This is a genomic window from Rathayibacter sp. AY1C9, assembly GCF_002932315.1.
GTDB lineage: Bacteria > Actinomycetota > Actinomycetes > Actinomycetales > Microbacteriaceae > Rathayibacter.
This window is the reverse complement of the sequence record NZ_PSVZ01000008.1, coordinates 112,446-128,751: the sequence shown is the minus strand read 5'-3', so window position 1 is coordinate 128,751 and position 16,306 is coordinate 112,446. Positions and strand designations below refer to the sequence as shown.

The following is a 16,306-nucleotide window of genomic DNA, read 5'->3' as shown; positions in this document are numbered from 1 at the left end:
GGTCGGGGCTCTCGGGGCCGGGGCTCTCGGGGCTGGTGCTGTCCGGGCCGGCGCTGTCGGGTCCGGCCGCTCCGGGATCCGTCCCGATCGGCGTCGTCGCTGTGCTCGCCGCCTCCGTGCCGTCCGGCTCCGCGGAGCCCGGCGGGGTCGTGCTCTGTCCTGTCATGCTGCGAGTCTCCCGTGCGCCCCACGGCCCGGACCATCGGGGGAACCCCTTATCCGACCCCGAGAGCACCCCCGATCGTGCGGCCGACCTGTTTGGATGCAGGGGTGAGCACAGTCCCCGGCACCGCCGTCCGCCCCCCGCTGCAGCGGCCGCGGACGATGCTGCTCGGCGGAGTGTGCACCGCGGTCGCCGACCACCTCGGCTGGAGCGTGCGGAGGACCCGCCTCCTCGCCGTTCTCACGACCGCGCTCGGCGGGGGCGGCGCGCTCCTCTACCTCTGGCTCTGGGCGCTGGTGCCCCTCGCGCCGCTCGACTCGCGCGACGCGGATCCGGCCGTCCGCCGCTCCGCTCCCGTGGCCGGCCTGCTGACCCTCGCCGCCGCCGTCGCGGCGCTCGCCGTGCTGATCACCGTCGACAGCGGCGACGACGCCGACATCACGCGCGCGCTCGTCGCCGTCGGCCTGCTCGCGGGAGGAGCCGTCGGCTGGAGCCTCGGGCTCGACCGCGGCGACGCCGTCCGCCCCGCCCGGTACGGCTCCGCGGTGCGCCTCGCCTCCTGCGCGCTGCTGGTGCTCGCCGGAGCGGCCGTGCTCACCGGCCGCCCGAGCGCCCTCAACGCGGTGCTCGCCGTGGGCGTGCTGCTGATCGCCGCCGGCGTGCTGGCCGCGCCCCGGGTGGTGACCCTCTGGTCCGAGCTGATGGGCGAGCGGGCCGCCCGCGTGCGCGAGGAGCAGCGGGCAGAGATCGCCGCGCACCTGCACGACTCCGTGCTGCAGACCCTCGCGCTCATCCAGAACCGCGCCGGAGCCTCGAGCGAGGTCGCCCGCATCGCCCGCGCCCAGGAGCGGGAGCTGCGCGACTGGCTGTTCGAGCGCGACGTCCCGGTCGCCAACGACCTGGCCGCCGAGGTCCGGGCGATCGCCGCCGCCGTCGAGCTCGACTACCCCGTGCACCTCGAGGTGGTGGCCGTCGGAGCGTCCGTCCCCGGCGCCGCCGCGCTCCTCGCCGCGACCCGCGAGGCCGTGCTGAACGCGGCCCGGCACGCGGGCGGCGACGTCTCGGTGTACCTCGAGTCTTCCGTGCAGGGCGTCGACGTGTTCGTGCGCGACCGCGGCCCCGGCGTCGTCCTCGACGAGGTGCCCGGCGACCGCCTCGGCATCCGCGAGTCGATCATCGGCCGGATGGCGCGCGCGGGCGGCAGCGCGACCGTGCGTCCCGGGGTCGGCGGCACCGGCACCGAGGTGCATCTGCGGCTCCCCGCGGAGGTCGAGCGGTGACCCGCGTGCTGCTGGTCGACGACCACTCCATCTTCCACTCCGGCCTGCGGGCCGACCTCGCCCCCGAGCTCGAGGTCGTCGGAGAGGCGGCCGACGTCGACTCCGCCGTCGGCCTGGTCGCCTCGCTCGCGCCCGAGGTGGTGCTGCTCGACGTGCACCTGCCGGGCGGTGCGGGCGGAGGCGGGGCCGAGGTGCTGCGGCGCAGCGCCGGGTCGTCGTCGCGCTTCCTGGCGCTGAGCGTCTCGGACGCTGCGGAGGACGTGGTCGGCGTGATCCGCGCCGGTGCCCGCGGCTACATCACCAAGGCCAGCTCCGGAGCCGAGGTGAGCCGGGCCGTGCTCGCGGTGGCGGGCGGGGACGCCGTGTTCTCGCCGCGCCTGGCCGGCTTCGTGCTCGACGCCTTCGGGGCGCTGGCGGGCGAGCAGGCGGAGTCGGGGGACGAGCTCGACCGGCTCTCGGCCCGCGAGCGCGAGGTGATGCGCCTGATCGCCCGCGGCTACGCCTACAAGGAGGCGGCCGCCGAGCTCTTCATCTCGGTCAAGACGGTCGAGTCCCACGTCTCCGCCGTCCTCCGCAAGCTGCAGCTCTCCTCCCGCTACGAGCTCACCGCCTGGGCCTCCGCCCGCCGCCTGCTCTGAGGCGCGCGCGAGCAGTCAACCCCGTCCCTCCTCCCGCTCCTGCCGTCCGACACTGTCGGGACACGACAGGAAAGGACGACCCGATGGTGACCACCACCCCCGCTCTCCCGACCCTGGCCGAGCTCCTCCGCGACTCCCGGCCCGTGTCGCAGCTCTACGTCGACCTCGCGATCGACTCCGGGGATCCGCCGGACATCTCGCTCGAGCGCGCCACGTCCCTCGGAGACGAGCTCGCCCGCCAGGGTGCGCCCCAGGCCGACATCCGGGCCCTCACCGCTCTGCTCGAGGGGGCCGGGCGCCCCCAGGGCGGCTGCTGCCTCTTCGCGGTCGCCGTGGACGGGAGGGTCGTGCTGAACGAGGTGCTGCCGGGTCGGCCGGTCGCGCCCGAGGGCGTCTCCTACAGCCCGCTCCCGGACATCGTGCCGCTGCTGCAGCACCGGCCCGACCTGCGCGTCCTCGTCGTCGAGACCTCGCGGGACGGCGGCGAGATCCGCCTGCACCGCCTGGGCGCGCAGCGTCCCGAGGCCGAGCAGGCCGTGCAGGGCCGCACCGACACCCTCCACAAGGCGCAGGCCGGCGGCTGGCGGCACGACCGGTTCCACCACCACGCGGAGGAGATCTGGCGGCGCACGCAGGCCGAGCTCGCCGCCGCGGTGGACGAGCTCGTGCGCGTGCACCGGCCGTGCCTGCTGGTCGTCGCGGGGGACATCCACGCCCGGCAGCTGCTCGCGCAGCAGCTCTCGCCGAGCAGCGCCGCGATCCTGGCCGTCGAGCCCGTGAACACGCGGGCCGCCGGCAGCGAGGAGGGGGCGCTGGAGCGGTTCGTCGACGAGCAGCTCGACCGGATCCTGCTGCGCGAGAAGGAGGACGTGCTCGACGCCCTGCGCACCGGGGAGCCGCGCCGCACCGTCGAGTACTCGCTCGGCGCGATCGTCACCGCGCTGGCCTCAGCACAGGTCGAGACGCTGGTGCTCGACCCCGGCCGGCTGCGCGAGCGCGCTCTGCTGGCGCTCGCCGCGGAGCCGTGGGTCGCGTCGGCCCCGGAGGAGGCGCTGGGCGCCGAGGTGATCGACTCCGTCGACGCCGCCCTCGCGCTGGCCCGCGCCGCCGTGCTCACGGACGCGCGCGTGCTCGTCACCGACTCCCGCACCGCTCCGGAGGGGGTCGACGTGGTGACGCTGCCGCACGACGCCGACGCCGCGGCGATCCTCCGCTGGCGCACCGGCCCGCCGGTCCCGGGGGCCTGAGCGGCGGGTCCCCGAGCGTGGCAGGGCCCGGGCCCCGATCCTGTGATCGGTCCCGGGCCCTGTCCGGCCTCACGCCTGCGGGTCGTCCTCGCCCTCGGCGGCCGCGCGGCGGCGCGCTCCGAGGCCGAGCGCGGTGGCGCCAGCGGCCAGGAGCGCGGTGGCGCCCGCGATCAGGCCGACGCTCTCGACTCCGGTCGAGGCCAGCCCGCCGCCCGAGCCGCTGACGGGCAGCGGGGTCGGCGTGCCGGTCGGCGCGGTCGTGGGCACCGGGGACGGAGCAACGGTGGGCGCCGCGGTCGGCCCGGCGGTCGGTGCCGTGGTGGGAGTCGCCGTGGGCGCGGTGGTCGGCGGGGTCGTCGGTGCCGTGGTCGGCCCGGCGGTCGGCGTCGGAGTCGGCGCCACCACCTGCGAGGCCGGCAGGATCTGCACGATGGTCGGACGCGGTGCCGCCACCGCTCCCGCCGCCGTCGATCCGTAGTCCGGGAAGAACGAGGTCGGCGCCTCGAAGGTGCCCTCCTCGCCCGGGTGCTGCACCGCCACGAACACGTGCTGGTCGAGGTCGTGGACGATCGGTCCGCAGGTCTCGGCGTCGCGGGGCACCGAGAGGAACTGCTCCACCCTGCCGCGCGTCGCGCCCTCGAGCGCGACCTTGAAGAGCCCGTCGTTGTAGCCGATGCCGCTCGGGGCGCCATCAGTCGAGATCCAGAGGTTCCCGACCGAGTCGAAGGCCAGGTTGTCCGGGCACGAGATCGGCGAGACCTGGTCCGCCGGGAAGCCGGAGAAGTAGACGACGTCGCCCTGCGCCTGGTCGCCGCAGAGCATCAGCAGGTTCCAGGTGAAGGTGCGGCCGGTCTGGTCGCCGCCGTCCTCGATGATCTCGACGATGTGGCCGTCGCGGTTCTCGGTGCGCGGGTTGACCTCGGTCGCTCCCTCCTTCGCGCCCTCGGTGCCGCGGGCGGAGTTGTTGGTGCAGGCCACGTAGATCCGGCCGCTGACCAGGCTGGGCTGCACGTCCTCGCAGCGGTCCATCTTGGTCGCGCCCGCGGCGTCCGCCGCCTGGCGGGTGTGGACGAGCACCTCGGCGACGCTCATCCCGGCGATCGTCGAGGCGCCGTTCAGCACCAGGGGCAGCCACTCGCCGATGCCGTCGAAGCCGCCGTCCGAGGGGACCGCCCCGGTGCCGGTGATCTCGGCCACGGGGGAGTCGCCGGTGAAGCGGGCGACGTAGAGGTCGCCCTCCTCCAGCAGGGTCTTGTTGTGGGCGCGGTCGCCCTCGATGTAGCGCTTCGTCGAGACGAACTTGTAGAGGTAGTCGAAGCGCTCGTCGTCCCCCTGGTACGCGACCACGCGGCCGTCCGGGGCGATGATGACGTTCGCGCCCTCGTGCTTGAGCCGGCCGAGCGCCGTGTGCTTCTTCGGCGTGGAGTCGGGGTCGAAGGGGTCGAACTCCACGATCCAGCCGAAGCGGTTCGGCTCGTTCTCGTAGCCCGGGGTGCGGGCGTCGAAGCGGGGGTCGTCGAGCTCCCAGAGGCGCGAGGTCTCGGAGTCGGCGAGGCCGTAGCGCTTCTCGGCGTCGCTCGTGCCGACGGCGCGGAAGTAGCCGTTGAAGTTCTCCTCGCCCGAGAGGATCGTGCCCCACGGCGTCGTGCCCCCGGAGCAGTTGCCGAGCGTGCCGAGCACGGTGCGGCCCTCGGGGTCGGCGACCGTCTTCAGCGGGTCGGTGCCGGCGGCGGCGCCGGTCACCTCGTAGGGGGTGTCGAGCAGGTAGCGGCGGTTGCGCTCGCCCCCGCGGACGTAGGCCCACGGGCGGTCGACCGCGGTGCGGACCAGCTCGACGACGCTGAGGCCGTGGGCGGCGCGGCCGACGGCGCGCACGCGCTCCGGCTCCGCCTCGAGCTGCGCGGCCGGGAACATGATGCTCTCGTTCGTGTACTCGTGGTTCACGACGAGCAGGGCGCGGAGGCGCTTCGAGCCCGGGATCTCGACGATGTCGGTGTAGTCGTTGTTGTAGCCGAACTGCGCGGCCTGGGCGGCCTCCGTCTGGTCGGCGATGTCGAAGGCGGGGCTGTCGGCGAAGAGCGGGTCGCCCCAGCGGATGATCGGCTGCCAGGCGAAGCCCTCGGGGACGGTGAACCGGTCGACCGTGTACGGCACCGGAGCGATCGGAGTGAAGGCGAGCGGCGAGCCGTCGGCCGAGGTCGCCACGGCCGCCTCGGCGGCGGGCGCTCCTCCGGCGGAGGCGACGGCGACGGTGACCGCGCCGGCCAGGCCGAGGCCGAGGGCGCTGCGGCGGGAGAGCTGCGACGAGACGATGTCGCGGAAGTAGCTGTTGTGCGACGTGTTGCAGGTCGCGGTGGAGCAGGCGTTGGCGCACTTCAGCGCGCAGGTGACGGGGCTGCGCTTGCCGCGCACGTGGCCGGCCATCGGGAGGAGGAGCGGGCGGCGGGCGGTGTCCGACATGGAGGTCCTTCGATCACGAGCAGGAGACGCGATCGAGGCAAGCAGGGGGAGGGGGCGCCGATGCCGCCGGGTGGAGGCTCCTCCCTGAACGGAACGTGAACGTTCTCACAAGAAGGTGAGGCTCACCTTCCCTCCCGGCGGCCCTCCGACCGCGCCTCCAGGACCGCCCCGACGTTCCCCGCGATCCACTCGACGACCGGCAGCAGACGCTCCGCCAGCTCCGCTCCCAGCGGCGTCAGCCGGTACTCGACGTGCGGCGGGACGACCGGCCGCGCCTCGCGGTGCACGAAGCCGTCCTCCTCCAGGATCCGCAGCGTCTGGGCGAGCATCTTCTCGCTGATCCCGCCGATCCGGCGCCGCAGAGCGCCCCAGCGCAGCGTGCCCGGAGCGAGCGCCGCGAGCACCAGGACGCCCCACTTGCTGGTGACGTGCCCGAAGACCTCGCGGCTCGGGCAGTCGGCGGAGTAGACGTCCCCGGCGAGCAGGGGGGAGTCGGCGATCGTCATGGGCGCTCCTCGGAACAGGGGTGATGACAGTACTAACGAAATAGTGGGTACTGCATTCCGGGAAGCAGGAGGAGGATGCGCCGGTTGCACCCTCCTGGCGGCGGACCCCGCCCGCCCCACCCGTCAGGAAGGACCCCTCATGACCCTCGCCGTCACCGGAGCCACCGGCCACCTCGGCCGTCTCGCCGTCGAGCACCTGCTCGCCCGCGGCACCGCCGCCTCCGACATCGTCGCCACCGGCCGCGACGCCGCGAAGCTCGAGGCGCTCGCCGCCGACCTCGGCGTCCGCACCGCCGTCGCGGACTTCGACGACCCCGCCTCGCTCGACGCCGCCTTCTCCGGCGCCGAGGCCGTCCTCCTCGTCTCGGGCTCCGAGGTCGGCAGGCGCGTCGCACAGCACACCGCCGCGATCGACGCCGCCGTCCGCGCCGGCGCGCGCCTGGTCTACACGAGCGCCCCGAAGGCGACCACGAGCGCGCTCATCCTCGCCCCCGAGCACAAGGCCACGGAGGAGGCGATCGCCGCCAGCGGCGTCCCCGCCGTCGTCCTCCGCAACGGCTGGTACAACGAGAACTACGAGCAGACCGTCGCCGAGCTCGCCTCCACCGGCAGCACCCTCTCGAGCGCCGGCGAGGGCCGCGTCGCCAGCGCCGCGCGCACCGACTACGCCGAGGCCGCAGCGGTCGCCCTGACCGAGCCGTCCCTGGTCGGCACCGTGCACGAGCTCTCCGGCGACACCGCCTGGAGCTTCGACGAGCTGGCCGCGATCGTCGCCGAGGTCGCCGGACGCGACGCCGCGATCAGTCACGTCTCCTCCGACGAGCACGCCCGCGTCCTCACCGGCGCCGGCGTCCCCGAGGGCGGAGTCGGCTTCGTCGTCGGCCTCGACGCGAACATCGCCGACGGCCTCCTCGGCGGGACCGACGGCTCGCTCGCCCGCCTGATCGGGCGGCCGACCACGCCGATCCGCGCGTACGTCGAGGAGCAGCTCGGGCGCTGACGCTCCGGCGTCCCCGTCGGCCGGGTCCGGCTCGCAGGAGCACCCCGCTCCCGCGAGCCGGACGGTGGCGCGCCCGGCCTCCCGCGGCGCCGCGCCGGTCACTCCCTTCCGCGACTCCGCACCCGCCCTCCGCGGCTCCGCGCTCGACCCGCCGCACCTCGCGCCACCGTGTCGGCGCCCCGACGTAGGCTGTCCGCCATGACCTCGACGACGCCTCGCTCCGGTATCGACCGCTCCGAACTCGACCCCGCGACGCGCCCGCAGGACGACCTCTACCGGCACGTCAACGGGCTCTGGATCGACCGCACCGAGATCCCCGCCGACAAGGCGCGCTACGGCTCCTTCCACGTGCTCCAGGAGGAGGCGGAGAAGGCCGTGCGCGACATCATCGTCGAGGCGCAGACCGCGCAGCACGGCACCGAGGAGCGACTGTTCGGCGACCTCTACGCCTCCTTCATGGACGAGGAGCGGGCCGAGGAGCTCGGCGCCGCCCCGATCGCCGACGACCTCGCCGCCGTGCAGCGGGTCGACTCGATCCCCGGCCTGCTCCGCGCGGTCGGCGCCTTCGAGCGCACCGGCGTCCCCGGGCTCTTCGGCCTCTTCGTCGACAACGACCCGGGAAGCCCTGAGCGCTACCTCGTCTTCGTCAACCAGGGCGGCCTCGGCCTGCCGGACGAGAGCTACTACCGCGAGGAGGAGTTCGCCTCCGTCCGCGAGGCCTACACGCCGTTCGTCGCGCGGATGCTGGCGCTGGCCGGCATCGACGCCGCCGAGGCCCGCGCCGAGCGCATCGTCGCCCTCGAGACCGATCTGGCTGCCGCCCACTGGGACAAGGTCCGCAGCCGCGACAGCCAGGCGACCTACAACCTCCGCTCCTGGTCCGAGGTCGAGGAGCTCGCCGCGGGCGTCGACCTCGGCGTCTGGCTCACCGCGATGGGCGCTCCGGAGGGGGCGCTCGCCGAGGTGGTCGTCCGCCAGCCGAGCTTCCTCCAGGGTCTCGCGGGCCTGCTCACCGAGGACCGGCTCCCGGCCTGGCGCGACTGGCTGTCCTGGCAGGTGATCCGCGGAGCCGCGGCCTACCTGTCCAGCGGCTTCGTCGACGCCAACTTCGACTTCTACGGCCGCACCCTCACCGGCACCCCGCAGAAGCGGGAGCGCTGGAAGCGCGCCGTCTCGCTCGTCGAGGGCTCGCTCGGAGAGGCGGTCGGTCGCACCTACGTCGCCCGCCACTTCCCCGAGACGGCGAAGGCCGCGATGGACGTGCTGGTCGCGAACCTCATCGAGGCGTACCGCCGCTCCATCGTCGACCTGGAGTGGATGAGTCCCGCCACCCGCGAGCGCGCGCTCGAGAAGCTCGCGAAGTTCACGCCCAAGATCGGCTACCCGGTGCGCTGGCGCGACTACTCCGCCCTCTCGATCGACCCGGCCGACCTGCTCGGCAACGCCCGCCGCGTGGCCGAGTTCGAGTTCGCCCGCGAGCTCGGCAAGATCGGCCGCCCGCTCGACCGCGACGAGTGGTTCATGACCCCGCAGACGATCAACGCCTACTACAACCCGGGCTTCAACGAGATCGTCTTCCCGGCCGCGATCCTGCAGTTCCCCTTCTTCGACGAGGCCCGCGACCCCGCCGCGAACTACGGAGCGATCGGCGCCGTCATCGGCCACGAGATCGGCCACGGCTTCGACGACCAGGGCTCGCGCTTCGACGGCGACGGCCGCCTCACCGACTGGTGGACCGAGGAGGACCGGGCCGCGTTCGAGGAGCGGACGAAGGCGCTCATCGCGCAGTACGACGCGCTCGCTCCCGCGACCACGCCCGGGCACCACGTGAACGGCGCCCTGACCATCGGCGAGAACATCGGCGACCTCGGCGGTCTCGGCATCGCCTGGAAGGCGTACCTGCTCTCGCTGGACGGCGATGAGCCGCCCGTCGTGGACGGCCTGACCGGCGCCGAGCGCTTCTTCCTCTCCTGGGCGCAGGCCTGGCAGCAGAAGTCCCGCGACGAGGAGACGATCCGCCTCCTCGCCATCGATCCGCACGCCCCGGCCGAGTTCCGCTGCAACCAGATCGTCCGGAACATCGACGAGTTCTACGCTACTTTTGACGTCTCCGAAGGCGACGCCCTCTGGCTCTCCCCGAGCGAGCGCGTCACCATCTGGTAGTCGCCGCCGACCACCTCCGCACCACGGACGAGGAGCCCCGGGCATCGAGAGCCGACCGATGCAGCGGGGTCGTCCGCCGATCGCGCGTCCTGCCGGCGCGTGAGGACCCAGGTCCCCCCTCCGCACGACCGCACTCCCGACCCGTAGAGGGGCCGTACCCGTGGTGATCCCCACCAGCGAGACCCGCCGTGAGAGCCGACGCAACCGCCGGGGGCGCCACAAGGGCGGCGGCGACCGCGAGAACTTCCAGCGCGGCTTCGACGCCCTCGGCCGTCTCGCGATCGACGGGGTCGTCGTCTCGGCGCGCGCCGTCGACCTGGCGACCGGCCGCACCCTGTTCGCGGTCGATGACTCCGTCTCGATGCCCACAGCCTCCCTCGGCACCGTCGTGCTGCTGATCGAGGTCGCCGCCCGGCTGGCGAACGAGCCGCAGGAGAACCTGCGCCTGGTCGACCGGACCGCGGCGGACGCGGTCTCGGGCTCCGGGCTCTGGCAGCACCTCCAGGTGCCGTCGATGCCGATCGCCGACCTCGCCGCCCTCGTCGGTGCCTCGAGCGACAACCTCGCGACCAACGTCCTGCTGCGCCGCGTCGGCCTCGATGCCGTGCGCGAGCGGGCGGAGGCGCTCGGCCTCTCCCGCACCGCCCTGCTCGACGTCGTGCGCGACGAGCGCGGTCCCGACGACGCGCCGCAGCTCTCGATCGGCTCCGCCCGCGAGCTGACCTGGCTGCTCGCCACCCTCGCGAACGGCGAGATCGTGGACGCCGCCGTGAGCTCGCGGGTGATCGGCTGGCTCTCGCTCGGCACCGACCTCTCGATGGTCGCCGCCTCGTTCGGGCTCGACCCGCTCGCGCACCGCCACCCCGACCACGGGGTCCTGCTCGTCAACGCGACCGGCACCGACGTCGGCGTCCGCGCCGAGGCCGGCGTCCTCCGCGGCCCGCGCGCCGGAGTCGCCTACGCGGTCGCCACCCAGTTCGACGACACGACCCTGCACTACCGCCTCGCGGTGCTGGAGGGCATGCGCACCCTCGGAGCCGACCTGCTCGAGTACGTGCACTGACGGCTGCCGGGGCGGAGGCTCCTCCGGAGCAGGCCGACCCCGCGGCGCCCCTCGGGTGCCCCGTCAAGTCCGTGACCGCCTCCGGGGGCGCGACCTAGGCTGCCCGCAGCGGCGCCGCCTCCCGGGCGCACCGCGGAGAGGGAACCATGAGCAGCTTCGGCTTCGACGCCCCCGAGGACGTCACCGACACCACCCGCCCCGACGGCGACTCCCTGCCGGTCCCGCCGGAGGACCCGGCCGAGATCGACGACCCCGAGTCGATAGACGAGGCGCTCGACCAGGGCGCCGACGCCCGCCTCGGCGACGACCAGGACCCGCCGGAGCACCCCTTCATCCCGTCGCCCAGCTGATCGGCCGGCCGGGCGCCCCAGCGGCGCCCGGCCTCCTCCGACCTGGCTGCTCCTCCGAGCCGACTACTCCTTCGACCCCGGCTTCAGGCGGTGCGCGAGGCGCTTGATCGGGTGGGCGGGCTCGCGCTCCGCCGGATCCTCGACCTCGAGGCCGTAGAACGTGCCGATGTCGCCGACGAACGCCTTGCGGCGGGCCTTGTCGTAGGCGCGGATCTCGCGGCGGAAGGCGATCACCGTCGCGACGCACATCAGGATCATCACGACGCTGAACGGCAGGGCCGAGAGGATCGCCGCGGTCTGCAGGGCGTCGAGGCCGCCGGCGATCAGGAGCGACAGGGCGAGCAGCGCGGTCGCGACGGCGAAGAACACGCGGATGCGGTTGCGCGGCTCCGGCTCGCCGCCGGTCGCGATCATCGACATCACGAGCGCTCCGGAGTCGGCGGAGGTCACGAAGAAGACGCCGATGAGGAGGATCGCGCCGATCGTCAGCACCGAGCCCGCGGGCAGTCCCTGCAGCATCGAGAAGAGTGCCAGGTTGGTGTCGACCGAGCCGTCGGCGCCGACGAGGCCGCCGTCGCCGTAGAGCTCGCGGTAGATGGCGGTGCCGCCGAGGACGCTGAACCAGAGGAAGGTCATGATCGTCGGCACGAGCAGCACGCCGCCGACGAACTCGCGGACCGTCCGGCCCTTCGAGACGCGGGCGATGAAGATGCCGACGAACGGCGCCCACGACATCCACCAGCCCCAGTAGAACGTGGTCCACGAGGCCTGCCACTGCTCGCCCTCGCGGCCGGCGTAGGCGCTGACCGTGAAGGTCAGGCCGATGAAGTTCTGCAGGTAGTTGCCGAGCGACTGCACGAACTCGCGCAGGAGGAACTGGGTCGGGCCGGCGACGAGCACGAAGACGAGGAGCGCCGCGGCGAGCAGCAGGTTGCCGGTCGAGAGCCACTTCATGCCCTTGCCCACGCCCGAGATCAGCGAGAAGACGGTCAGGCCCGTGACCACGGCGATGACCACGATCTGCACGGTGAGCGACGACTCCACGATGCCGCTCGCCTCCAGGCCCGCCGAGATCTGGGTGACGCCCAGGCCGAGCGAGGTCGCGACTCCGAACATGGTGCCGACCAGGGCGACCACGTCGATCGCGTTGCCCCAGCCGCCGCGGACCCGGCGGCCCAGCAGCGGCTCCAGCGCCCAGCGGATCGACACCGGCCGCTTGCGGCGGTGGATCGCGTACGCGAGGGCGAGGCCGACCACCACGTAGATGGACCAGGCGTGGACGCCCCAGTGCAGGTAGGTCTGCGAGATCGCGCTCTGCGCGAGCTGCGTCTCGGTGCCGGTGACGCCCGGGCGCGGAGTGGCGAAGTGGGTGAGCGGCTCCGCGACGCCGTAGAAGACGAGGCCGATGCCCATGCCGGCGGCGAAGAGGAGCGAGATCCAGGCGAGCATCGAGAACTCGGGCTCGTCGTCGTCGGCGCCGAGCTTGATGTCGCCGAAGCGGCTCACGCCCATCCAGATGGCGAAGGCCACGAAGACCGCGGCGATCAGCACGTAGTACCAGCTGAACGTGTTGACGACGGTGGTCTGCAGCGTCGAGAACACGGAGGTCGCGGCGTCGGGCGCGAGGATCGCGAAGGCCGCGATCGACAGCGTGAGGACGGCGGCGGGCCAGAAGACCCACCGCGCGAGGCGGTGCGGAGGGGCGGTCGTGCCCGCGGTGGCGGGGGCGGTGTCCGGGGAGGACGGGTGCTCGGACATGGGGTCCTCTCGTCGGCGGCAACCGTCCACGGTACACGGGGGCCCGTCGGCGGCCCCGGCCGGGGGAGCCGGGCTGGCATGACCCGGCCCCGGTGCGGGAGGCTGGACCCGTGCAGTTCAGAGTGTTCACCGAACCCCAGCAGGGCGCGAGCTACGAGGACCTCCTCGCCGTCGCGCAGGCCGCCGAGAGCCTCGGCTACGACGGCTTCTTCCGCTCCGACCACTACCTCCGGATGGGGGACGGCGACCCCGGCGTGGGCCCGTCCGACGCGTGGACGACACTCGCCGGCCTCGCCCGCGAGACCGAGCGGATCGCGCTCGGCACCCTCGTCTCCTCCGTCACCTACCGGCCGCCGGGGATCCTCGCGATCCAGGTCGCCCAGGTCGACGCGATGTCCGGGGGCCGTGCCGAGCTCGGCCTCGGCACCGGCTGGTTCGAGCAGGAGCACGCCGCGTACGGCATCCCCTTCCCTCCGCGCCGCTTCGACCTCCTCGAGGAGCAGCTCGAGATCGTGACCGGCCTGTGGTCGACGCCGGTCGGCGAGCGCTACTCCTTCGCCGGCGAGCACTACACGCTGACCGACTCCCCTGCCCTGCCCAAGCCCGCCCGCCTGCCGCTGCCGGTGATCGTCGGTGGCGGCGGCCCCAAGCGGACCCCGGCGCTCGCGGCGCGGTTCGCGAGCGAGTTCAACCTGCCCTTCCCCGAGTTCGACGCGATCCCGGGGGCCTTCGAGCGCGTCGACGAGGCGTGCCGGGCGATCGGGCGCGAGCCCTCGTCGCTGGTGCACTCGGTCGCGCTGATCGCGGTCGGCGGAGGGGACGAGGCGGAGTTCACGCGTCGTGCGGCGGCGATCGGCCGCGAGCCCGCCGAGCTGCGCGAGCACGGAGTGGCCGGCGGCGTCGACGAGGCGGTCGACCGCCTCGAGTCCCTCCGCGAGGCCGGCTGCGAGCGCGTCTACCTGCAGTTCATGGACCTGCAGGACCTCGACCACCTCGACTTCTTCGCCCGGGAGGTCCTGCCGCGCCTGTCGGCGTAGGGCGGGCGCCGCCGCTGACTCTGCTCCGACCGTCCAGGAGTCGTCGCACTCGCGCTCGACTGCGACGACTCCTGGCTTCTCGCGGTCCCCGTCCTCGTGCCCCCGCGCCGAGTGCGACGACTCCTGGTCACTCGCGGGCTGCGGGCAGCACGCTCCGGCCCGCGCGCCCGGGCGTCCGCCCGCGCTGCGGCCTACGCTGGAGGGATGGCGGACACGATCGAGCGCGCGGACGAGCGCCTGGCGACCCTCTCGGCGGCCGAGGTCCCGTGGATCGTGCTGGTCTGGGACGATCCGGTCAACCTGATGTCGTACGTCTCGTACGTCTTCCGCAGCTACTTCGGCTTCGGCCGGGCCGAGGCGGAGCGGCTGATGCTGCAGGTGCACACCGAGGGGCGCGCGGTCGTCGCGACCGGCAACCGCGAGGAGATGGAGCGGCACGTGGAGGCGATGCACGGCTACGGCCTGTGGGCGACGCTGCAGAAGGCCGACGCGTGAGCGCCCCGCTGCGCCCCGCGGCGGCGGAGACCGGAGAGCACCCCGCTCGCGGCATCCGAGGACTCGGCTGATGCGCGCGTTCCGCCGCGACTCCTCCGGGGCGGCCGTCGCCCGCTTCGACCGCGAGGAGGCCGGGATCCTCCGCCACCTGGCGGGCGAGATGCTCGAGCTGCTCGACCGCGGGGCGTCCTCGGAGGAGGCCCGCTCCGATCCGGCGCTCGCGCGCCTCCTGCCCGACGCCTACCGCGACGACGCCGAGGCGGCCGACGAGTTCCGCCGCTTCACCGCTCCGGACCTCGCCGCCCGCAAGATGGACGACGCCCGCGCCGTCACGGCGGCCCTCGACGCCGGCGACGGCACGAGTCACGGCCGGATCTTCGAGGGGCTGGGCGAGGTCGCGGTCCGTCTCGAGGAGCCGCAGGCGATCGCCTGGCTCCGCGCACTGACCGACATGCGGCTCGCTCTGGCCGTGCGGCTCGGCATCGACGACACCGACGTCGTCGTCCCGGAGGAGGGGAGCGCGGCCGCGATCCGCAGCGTCTACGACTGGCTTGGAGGCGTGCAGGACGGACTCGTCCGCGCCGTCGACGTGTGATCCACTCGTCCCTCTAGCGATTCCACAGCTGTGGACAACCCTGTGGAAAGGTGTGGAGAACCGGCTCCGGGAGCACCTCCGAACGGCGGAGCGCCGGGCGCGGGGGTGTGGAAACGCGTAGCGTCCACCCTGTGAACACTCCGAGCACCGCCGACGCCCAGCGCACCGCCGACGACATCCAGGACTCGCGGGCGGTGCGGACCCTCGCCCGCGGCGGCTTCGCGGCGAACGGCCTCGTCCACCTCCTGATCGGAGTGATCGCGCTCGGCGTGGCCCGCGGCGGCGGAGGCGAGGCCGACCAGAGCGGTGCTCTCGGCGCCCTCGCGGCGCAGCCCGGCGGTCTGGTGATCCTCTGGATCTGCACGGTCGGCCTCTTCGGCCTGGCGCTCTGGGGGCTGCTCGAGGCGTTCCTCGTCCGCCCGCGCGAGAGCGCCCTGAAGACCTGGGGCAGCCGGCTGAAGGAGGCGGGCAAGGCCGTCGTCTACGGCGCCCTCGGCGTGACGGCGCTGAAGTTCGCGACGGGCGGCGGGTCGAGCTCGTCCGAGTCGTCCGAGAGCGCGAGCGCGCAGGTGCTCTCGGCGCCGGGCGGAGTCGTGCTGCTCGTGATCGCGGGACTGGCCGTCCTCGCGGTCGGCGGCGTCTTCGTGTACCGCGGAGCGAGCAGGAAGTTCCTCGAGAACGTCGCGGAGCCGGGCGGTACGGCGGGCACCGTCGTCACCGTGCTCGGCGTCGCCGGCTACGTCGCCAAGGGCGTGGTCCTCGGCGCTCTCGGCGTGCTGCTGATCGTCGCCGCCGTCACCCATGATCCGGAGCAGGCGGGGGGGCTCGACGAGGCGCTGAAGTCGCTCGTGGAGCTGCCGGCAGGTGTGCTCCTCCTCGGCTTCGTCGCCGTCGGGCTCATCGCCTACGGGCTCTTCTGCTTCGCCCGCGCGCGCTGGCCGCGCCTCTGATGTCGGATAGCGGATCCGCTCCTTACATGTCACCCCCCTTCCGCGCAACTGGTCCCGCCGTCCCGGAGTCGGTGACACGCTGAGGCCTGTGAGTGCTGGAGGCGATAACGCGACCGGTGGACGGGTGCGTCCGCCGCTGACGCAGGACGCCGCCCGTCTGCTGACCCGCTCCGCCACGGGGGACGCCTCCGCTCTGGGAGAGCTCGTCGACCGCTTCGGCGGCCTCGTCTCGGCGTGCGTCGGCACGGTCCAGGCCGACCCGGCCGGCCGCGACCGGCTCTGCACCGACGTCTTCACCGCCGTCTGGCGCCGCTCCCGCGAGGGCGCCCGCTCGCCGGAGCCCGTGCTCTGGGTGCTCGAGGTCCTCTGCGAGACCCTCGGGTCCGCGCACGAGCTCGCCCGGCGTCCGCTCGGCAGCAGCCTGCTCGCCCTCGACTGCCCGGACCGCGAGCTCCTGCTGCTGGCTGCGGCCGGCGGCTTCTCGCAGGCCGAGATCTCGGCGCTGACCGGGATCGACGAGTTCCGGCTGCGCTCGATCCTCCGGAACGCGCTCGAGACGCTCCAGGGCCGCGACAGCGATCTTCTGACGGCCTGACCGCCG

Annotated in this window: 15 protein-coding genes; 12 read left to right on the top strand and 3 right to left on the bottom strand. The window is 73.8% G+C overall.

The genetic code is table 11. The features are described from left to right. Positions 1-270: 270 nt before the first annotated feature. From C5D09_RS08155 to C5D09_RS08145, 3 genes are all read left to right on the top strand, one after another. Positions 271-1,443, top strand: coding sequence for a sensor histidine kinase (locus C5D09_RS08155; protein ID WP_104222840.1), 1,173 nt, complete (start codon positions 271-273; stop codon positions 1,441-1,443). Next, complete coding sequence (locus tag C5D09_RS08150) at positions 1,440-2,081, top strand: response regulator transcription factor (protein ID WP_104269050.1); 642 nt, start codon at positions 1,440-1,442, stop codon at positions 2,079-2,081. The genes C5D09_RS08155 and C5D09_RS08150 overlap by 4 nt, the downstream gene beginning before the upstream one ends. An 83-nt stretch (positions 2,082-2,164) precedes the next feature. Continuing rightward, positions 2,165-3,328: a Vms1/Ankzf1 family peptidyl-tRNA hydrolase gene (locus C5D09_RS08145; protein ID WP_104262602.1), complete on the top strand. Its 1,164-nt coding sequence runs from the start codon at positions 2,165-2,167 to the stop codon at positions 3,326-3,328. A 69-nt stretch (positions 3,329-3,397) separates the two neighbouring features. Here C5D09_RS08145 and C5D09_RS08140 read toward each other — a convergent pair whose 3' ends face one another. Together C5D09_RS08140 and C5D09_RS08135 are read right to left on the bottom strand one after the other, a co-directional pair. Beyond that, the gene (locus C5D09_RS08140) at positions 3,398-5,788 is read right to left on the bottom strand and encodes a PhoX family phosphatase (RefSeq protein ID WP_104269049.1); all 2,391 of its coding nucleotides are present in this window, start codon (positions 5,786-5,788) and stop codon (positions 3,398-3,400) included. Between the two features lie 122 nt (positions 5,789-5,910). Then, positions 5,911-6,294 (bottom strand): helix-turn-helix domain-containing protein, encoded by a 384-nt coding sequence (locus tag C5D09_RS08135; RefSeq protein ID WP_104256663.1) that lies wholly within the window; start codon positions 6,292-6,294, stop codon positions 5,911-5,913. 139 nt (positions 6,295-6,433) lie between these two features. On the opposite strand from C5D09_RS08135, the gene C5D09_RS08130 reads away from it, so the two are divergent. From C5D09_RS08130 to C5D09_RS08115, 4 genes are all read left to right on the top strand, one after another. Beyond that, positions 6,434-7,294, top strand: coding sequence for an NmrA family NAD(P)-binding protein (locus C5D09_RS08130; protein ID WP_104269048.1), 861 nt, complete (start codon positions 6,434-6,436; stop codon positions 7,292-7,294). A 198-nt stretch (positions 7,295-7,492) separates the two neighbouring features. Further along, a complete protein-coding gene (locus C5D09_RS08125; RefSeq protein ID WP_104269047.1) occupies positions 7,493-9,457 on the top strand; it encodes a M13 family metallopeptidase in 1,965 nt (654 codons plus the stop codon). 160 nt (positions 9,458-9,617) lie between these two features. Continuing rightward, entirely contained in the window at positions 9,618-10,520 is a 903-nt protein-coding gene (locus tag C5D09_RS08120; RefSeq protein WP_104222833.1) for a serine hydrolase, read from the top strand. A gap of 146 nt (positions 10,521-10,666) precedes the next feature. After that, positions 10,667-10,870, top strand: coding sequence for a hypothetical protein (locus tag C5D09_RS08115; protein ID WP_104222832.1), 204 nt, complete (start codon positions 10,667-10,669; stop codon positions 10,868-10,870). Positions 10,871-10,933: 63 nt separating this feature from the next. Here the strand turns inward: C5D09_RS08115 and C5D09_RS08110 are convergent, their stop codons facing one another. Next, positions 10,934-12,628, bottom strand: coding sequence for a BCCT family transporter (locus C5D09_RS08110; RefSeq protein WP_104269046.1), 1,695 nt, complete (start codon positions 12,626-12,628; stop codon positions 10,934-10,936). 110 nt (positions 12,629-12,738) lie between these two features. On the opposite strand from C5D09_RS08110, the gene C5D09_RS08105 reads away from it, so the two are divergent. The 5 genes from C5D09_RS08105 (at position 12,739) to C5D09_RS08085 (ending at position 16,300) form a co-directional block, all read left to right on the top strand. After that, the gene (locus tag C5D09_RS08105) at positions 12,739-13,665 is read left to right on the top strand and encodes an LLM class F420-dependent oxidoreductase (RefSeq protein WP_104222830.1); all 927 of its coding nucleotides are present in this window, start codon (positions 12,739-12,741) and stop codon (positions 13,663-13,665) included. 204 nt (positions 13,666-13,869) lie between these two features. After that, on the top strand, positions 13,870-14,160 hold the full coding sequence (gene clpS, locus C5D09_RS08100; protein ID WP_104269045.1) for an ATP-dependent Clp protease adapter ClpS: 291 nt from the start codon (positions 13,870-13,872) through the stop codon (positions 14,158-14,160). Positions 14,161-14,230: 70 nt separating this feature from the next. After that, a complete protein-coding gene (locus C5D09_RS08095; RefSeq protein ID WP_104269044.1) occupies positions 14,231-14,755 on the top strand; it encodes a DUF2017 domain-containing protein in 525 nt (174 codons plus the stop codon). A gap of 131 nt (positions 14,756-14,886) precedes the next feature. Beyond that, entirely contained in the window at positions 14,887-15,705 is an 819-nt protein-coding gene (locus tag C5D09_RS08090; protein ID WP_104225741.1) for a DUF1206 domain-containing protein, read from the top strand. A 124-nt stretch (positions 15,706-15,829) separates the two neighbouring features. Then, positions 15,830-16,300, top strand: a complete 471-nt coding sequence (locus tag C5D09_RS08085) for an RNA polymerase sigma factor (RefSeq protein ID WP_104247984.1) — start codon at positions 15,830-15,832, stop codon at positions 16,298-16,300. The last annotated feature ends 6 nt before the right edge of the window (positions 16,301-16,306 follow it).

Coding starts and splice junctions, on each gene's coding strand:
- C5D09_RS08140 (WP_104269049.1), bottom strand. CDS start 5,788: ATGTCGGACACCGCCCGCCGCCCGCTCCTCCTCCCGATGGCCGGCCAC.
- C5D09_RS08110 (WP_104269046.1), bottom strand. CDS start 12,628: ATGTCCGAGCACCCGTCCTCCCCGGACACCGCCCCCGCCACCGCGGGC.
- C5D09_RS08135 (WP_104256663.1), bottom strand. CDS start 6,294: ATGACGATCGCCGACTCCCCCCTGCTCGCCGGGGACGTCTACTCCGCC.
- C5D09_RS08145 (WP_104262602.1), top strand. CDS start 2,165: ATGGTGACCACCACCCCCGCTCTCCCGACCCTGGCCGAGCTCCTCCGC.
- C5D09_RS08095 (WP_104269044.1), top strand. CDS start 14,231: ATGCGCGCGTTCCGCCGCGACTCCTCCGGGGCGGCCGTCGCCCGCTTC.
- clpS (WP_104269045.1), top strand. CDS start 13,870: ATGGCGGACACGATCGAGCGCGCGGACGAGCGCCTGGCGACCCTCTCG.
- C5D09_RS08115 (WP_104222832.1), top strand. CDS start 10,667: ATGAGCAGCTTCGGCTTCGACGCCCCCGAGGACGTCACCGACACCACC.
- C5D09_RS08125 (WP_104269047.1), top strand. CDS start 7,493: ATGACCTCGACGACGCCTCGCTCCGGTATCGACCGCTCCGAACTCGAC.
- C5D09_RS08130 (WP_104269048.1), top strand. CDS start 6,434: ATGACCCTCGCCGTCACCGGAGCCACCGGCCACCTCGGCCGTCTCGCC.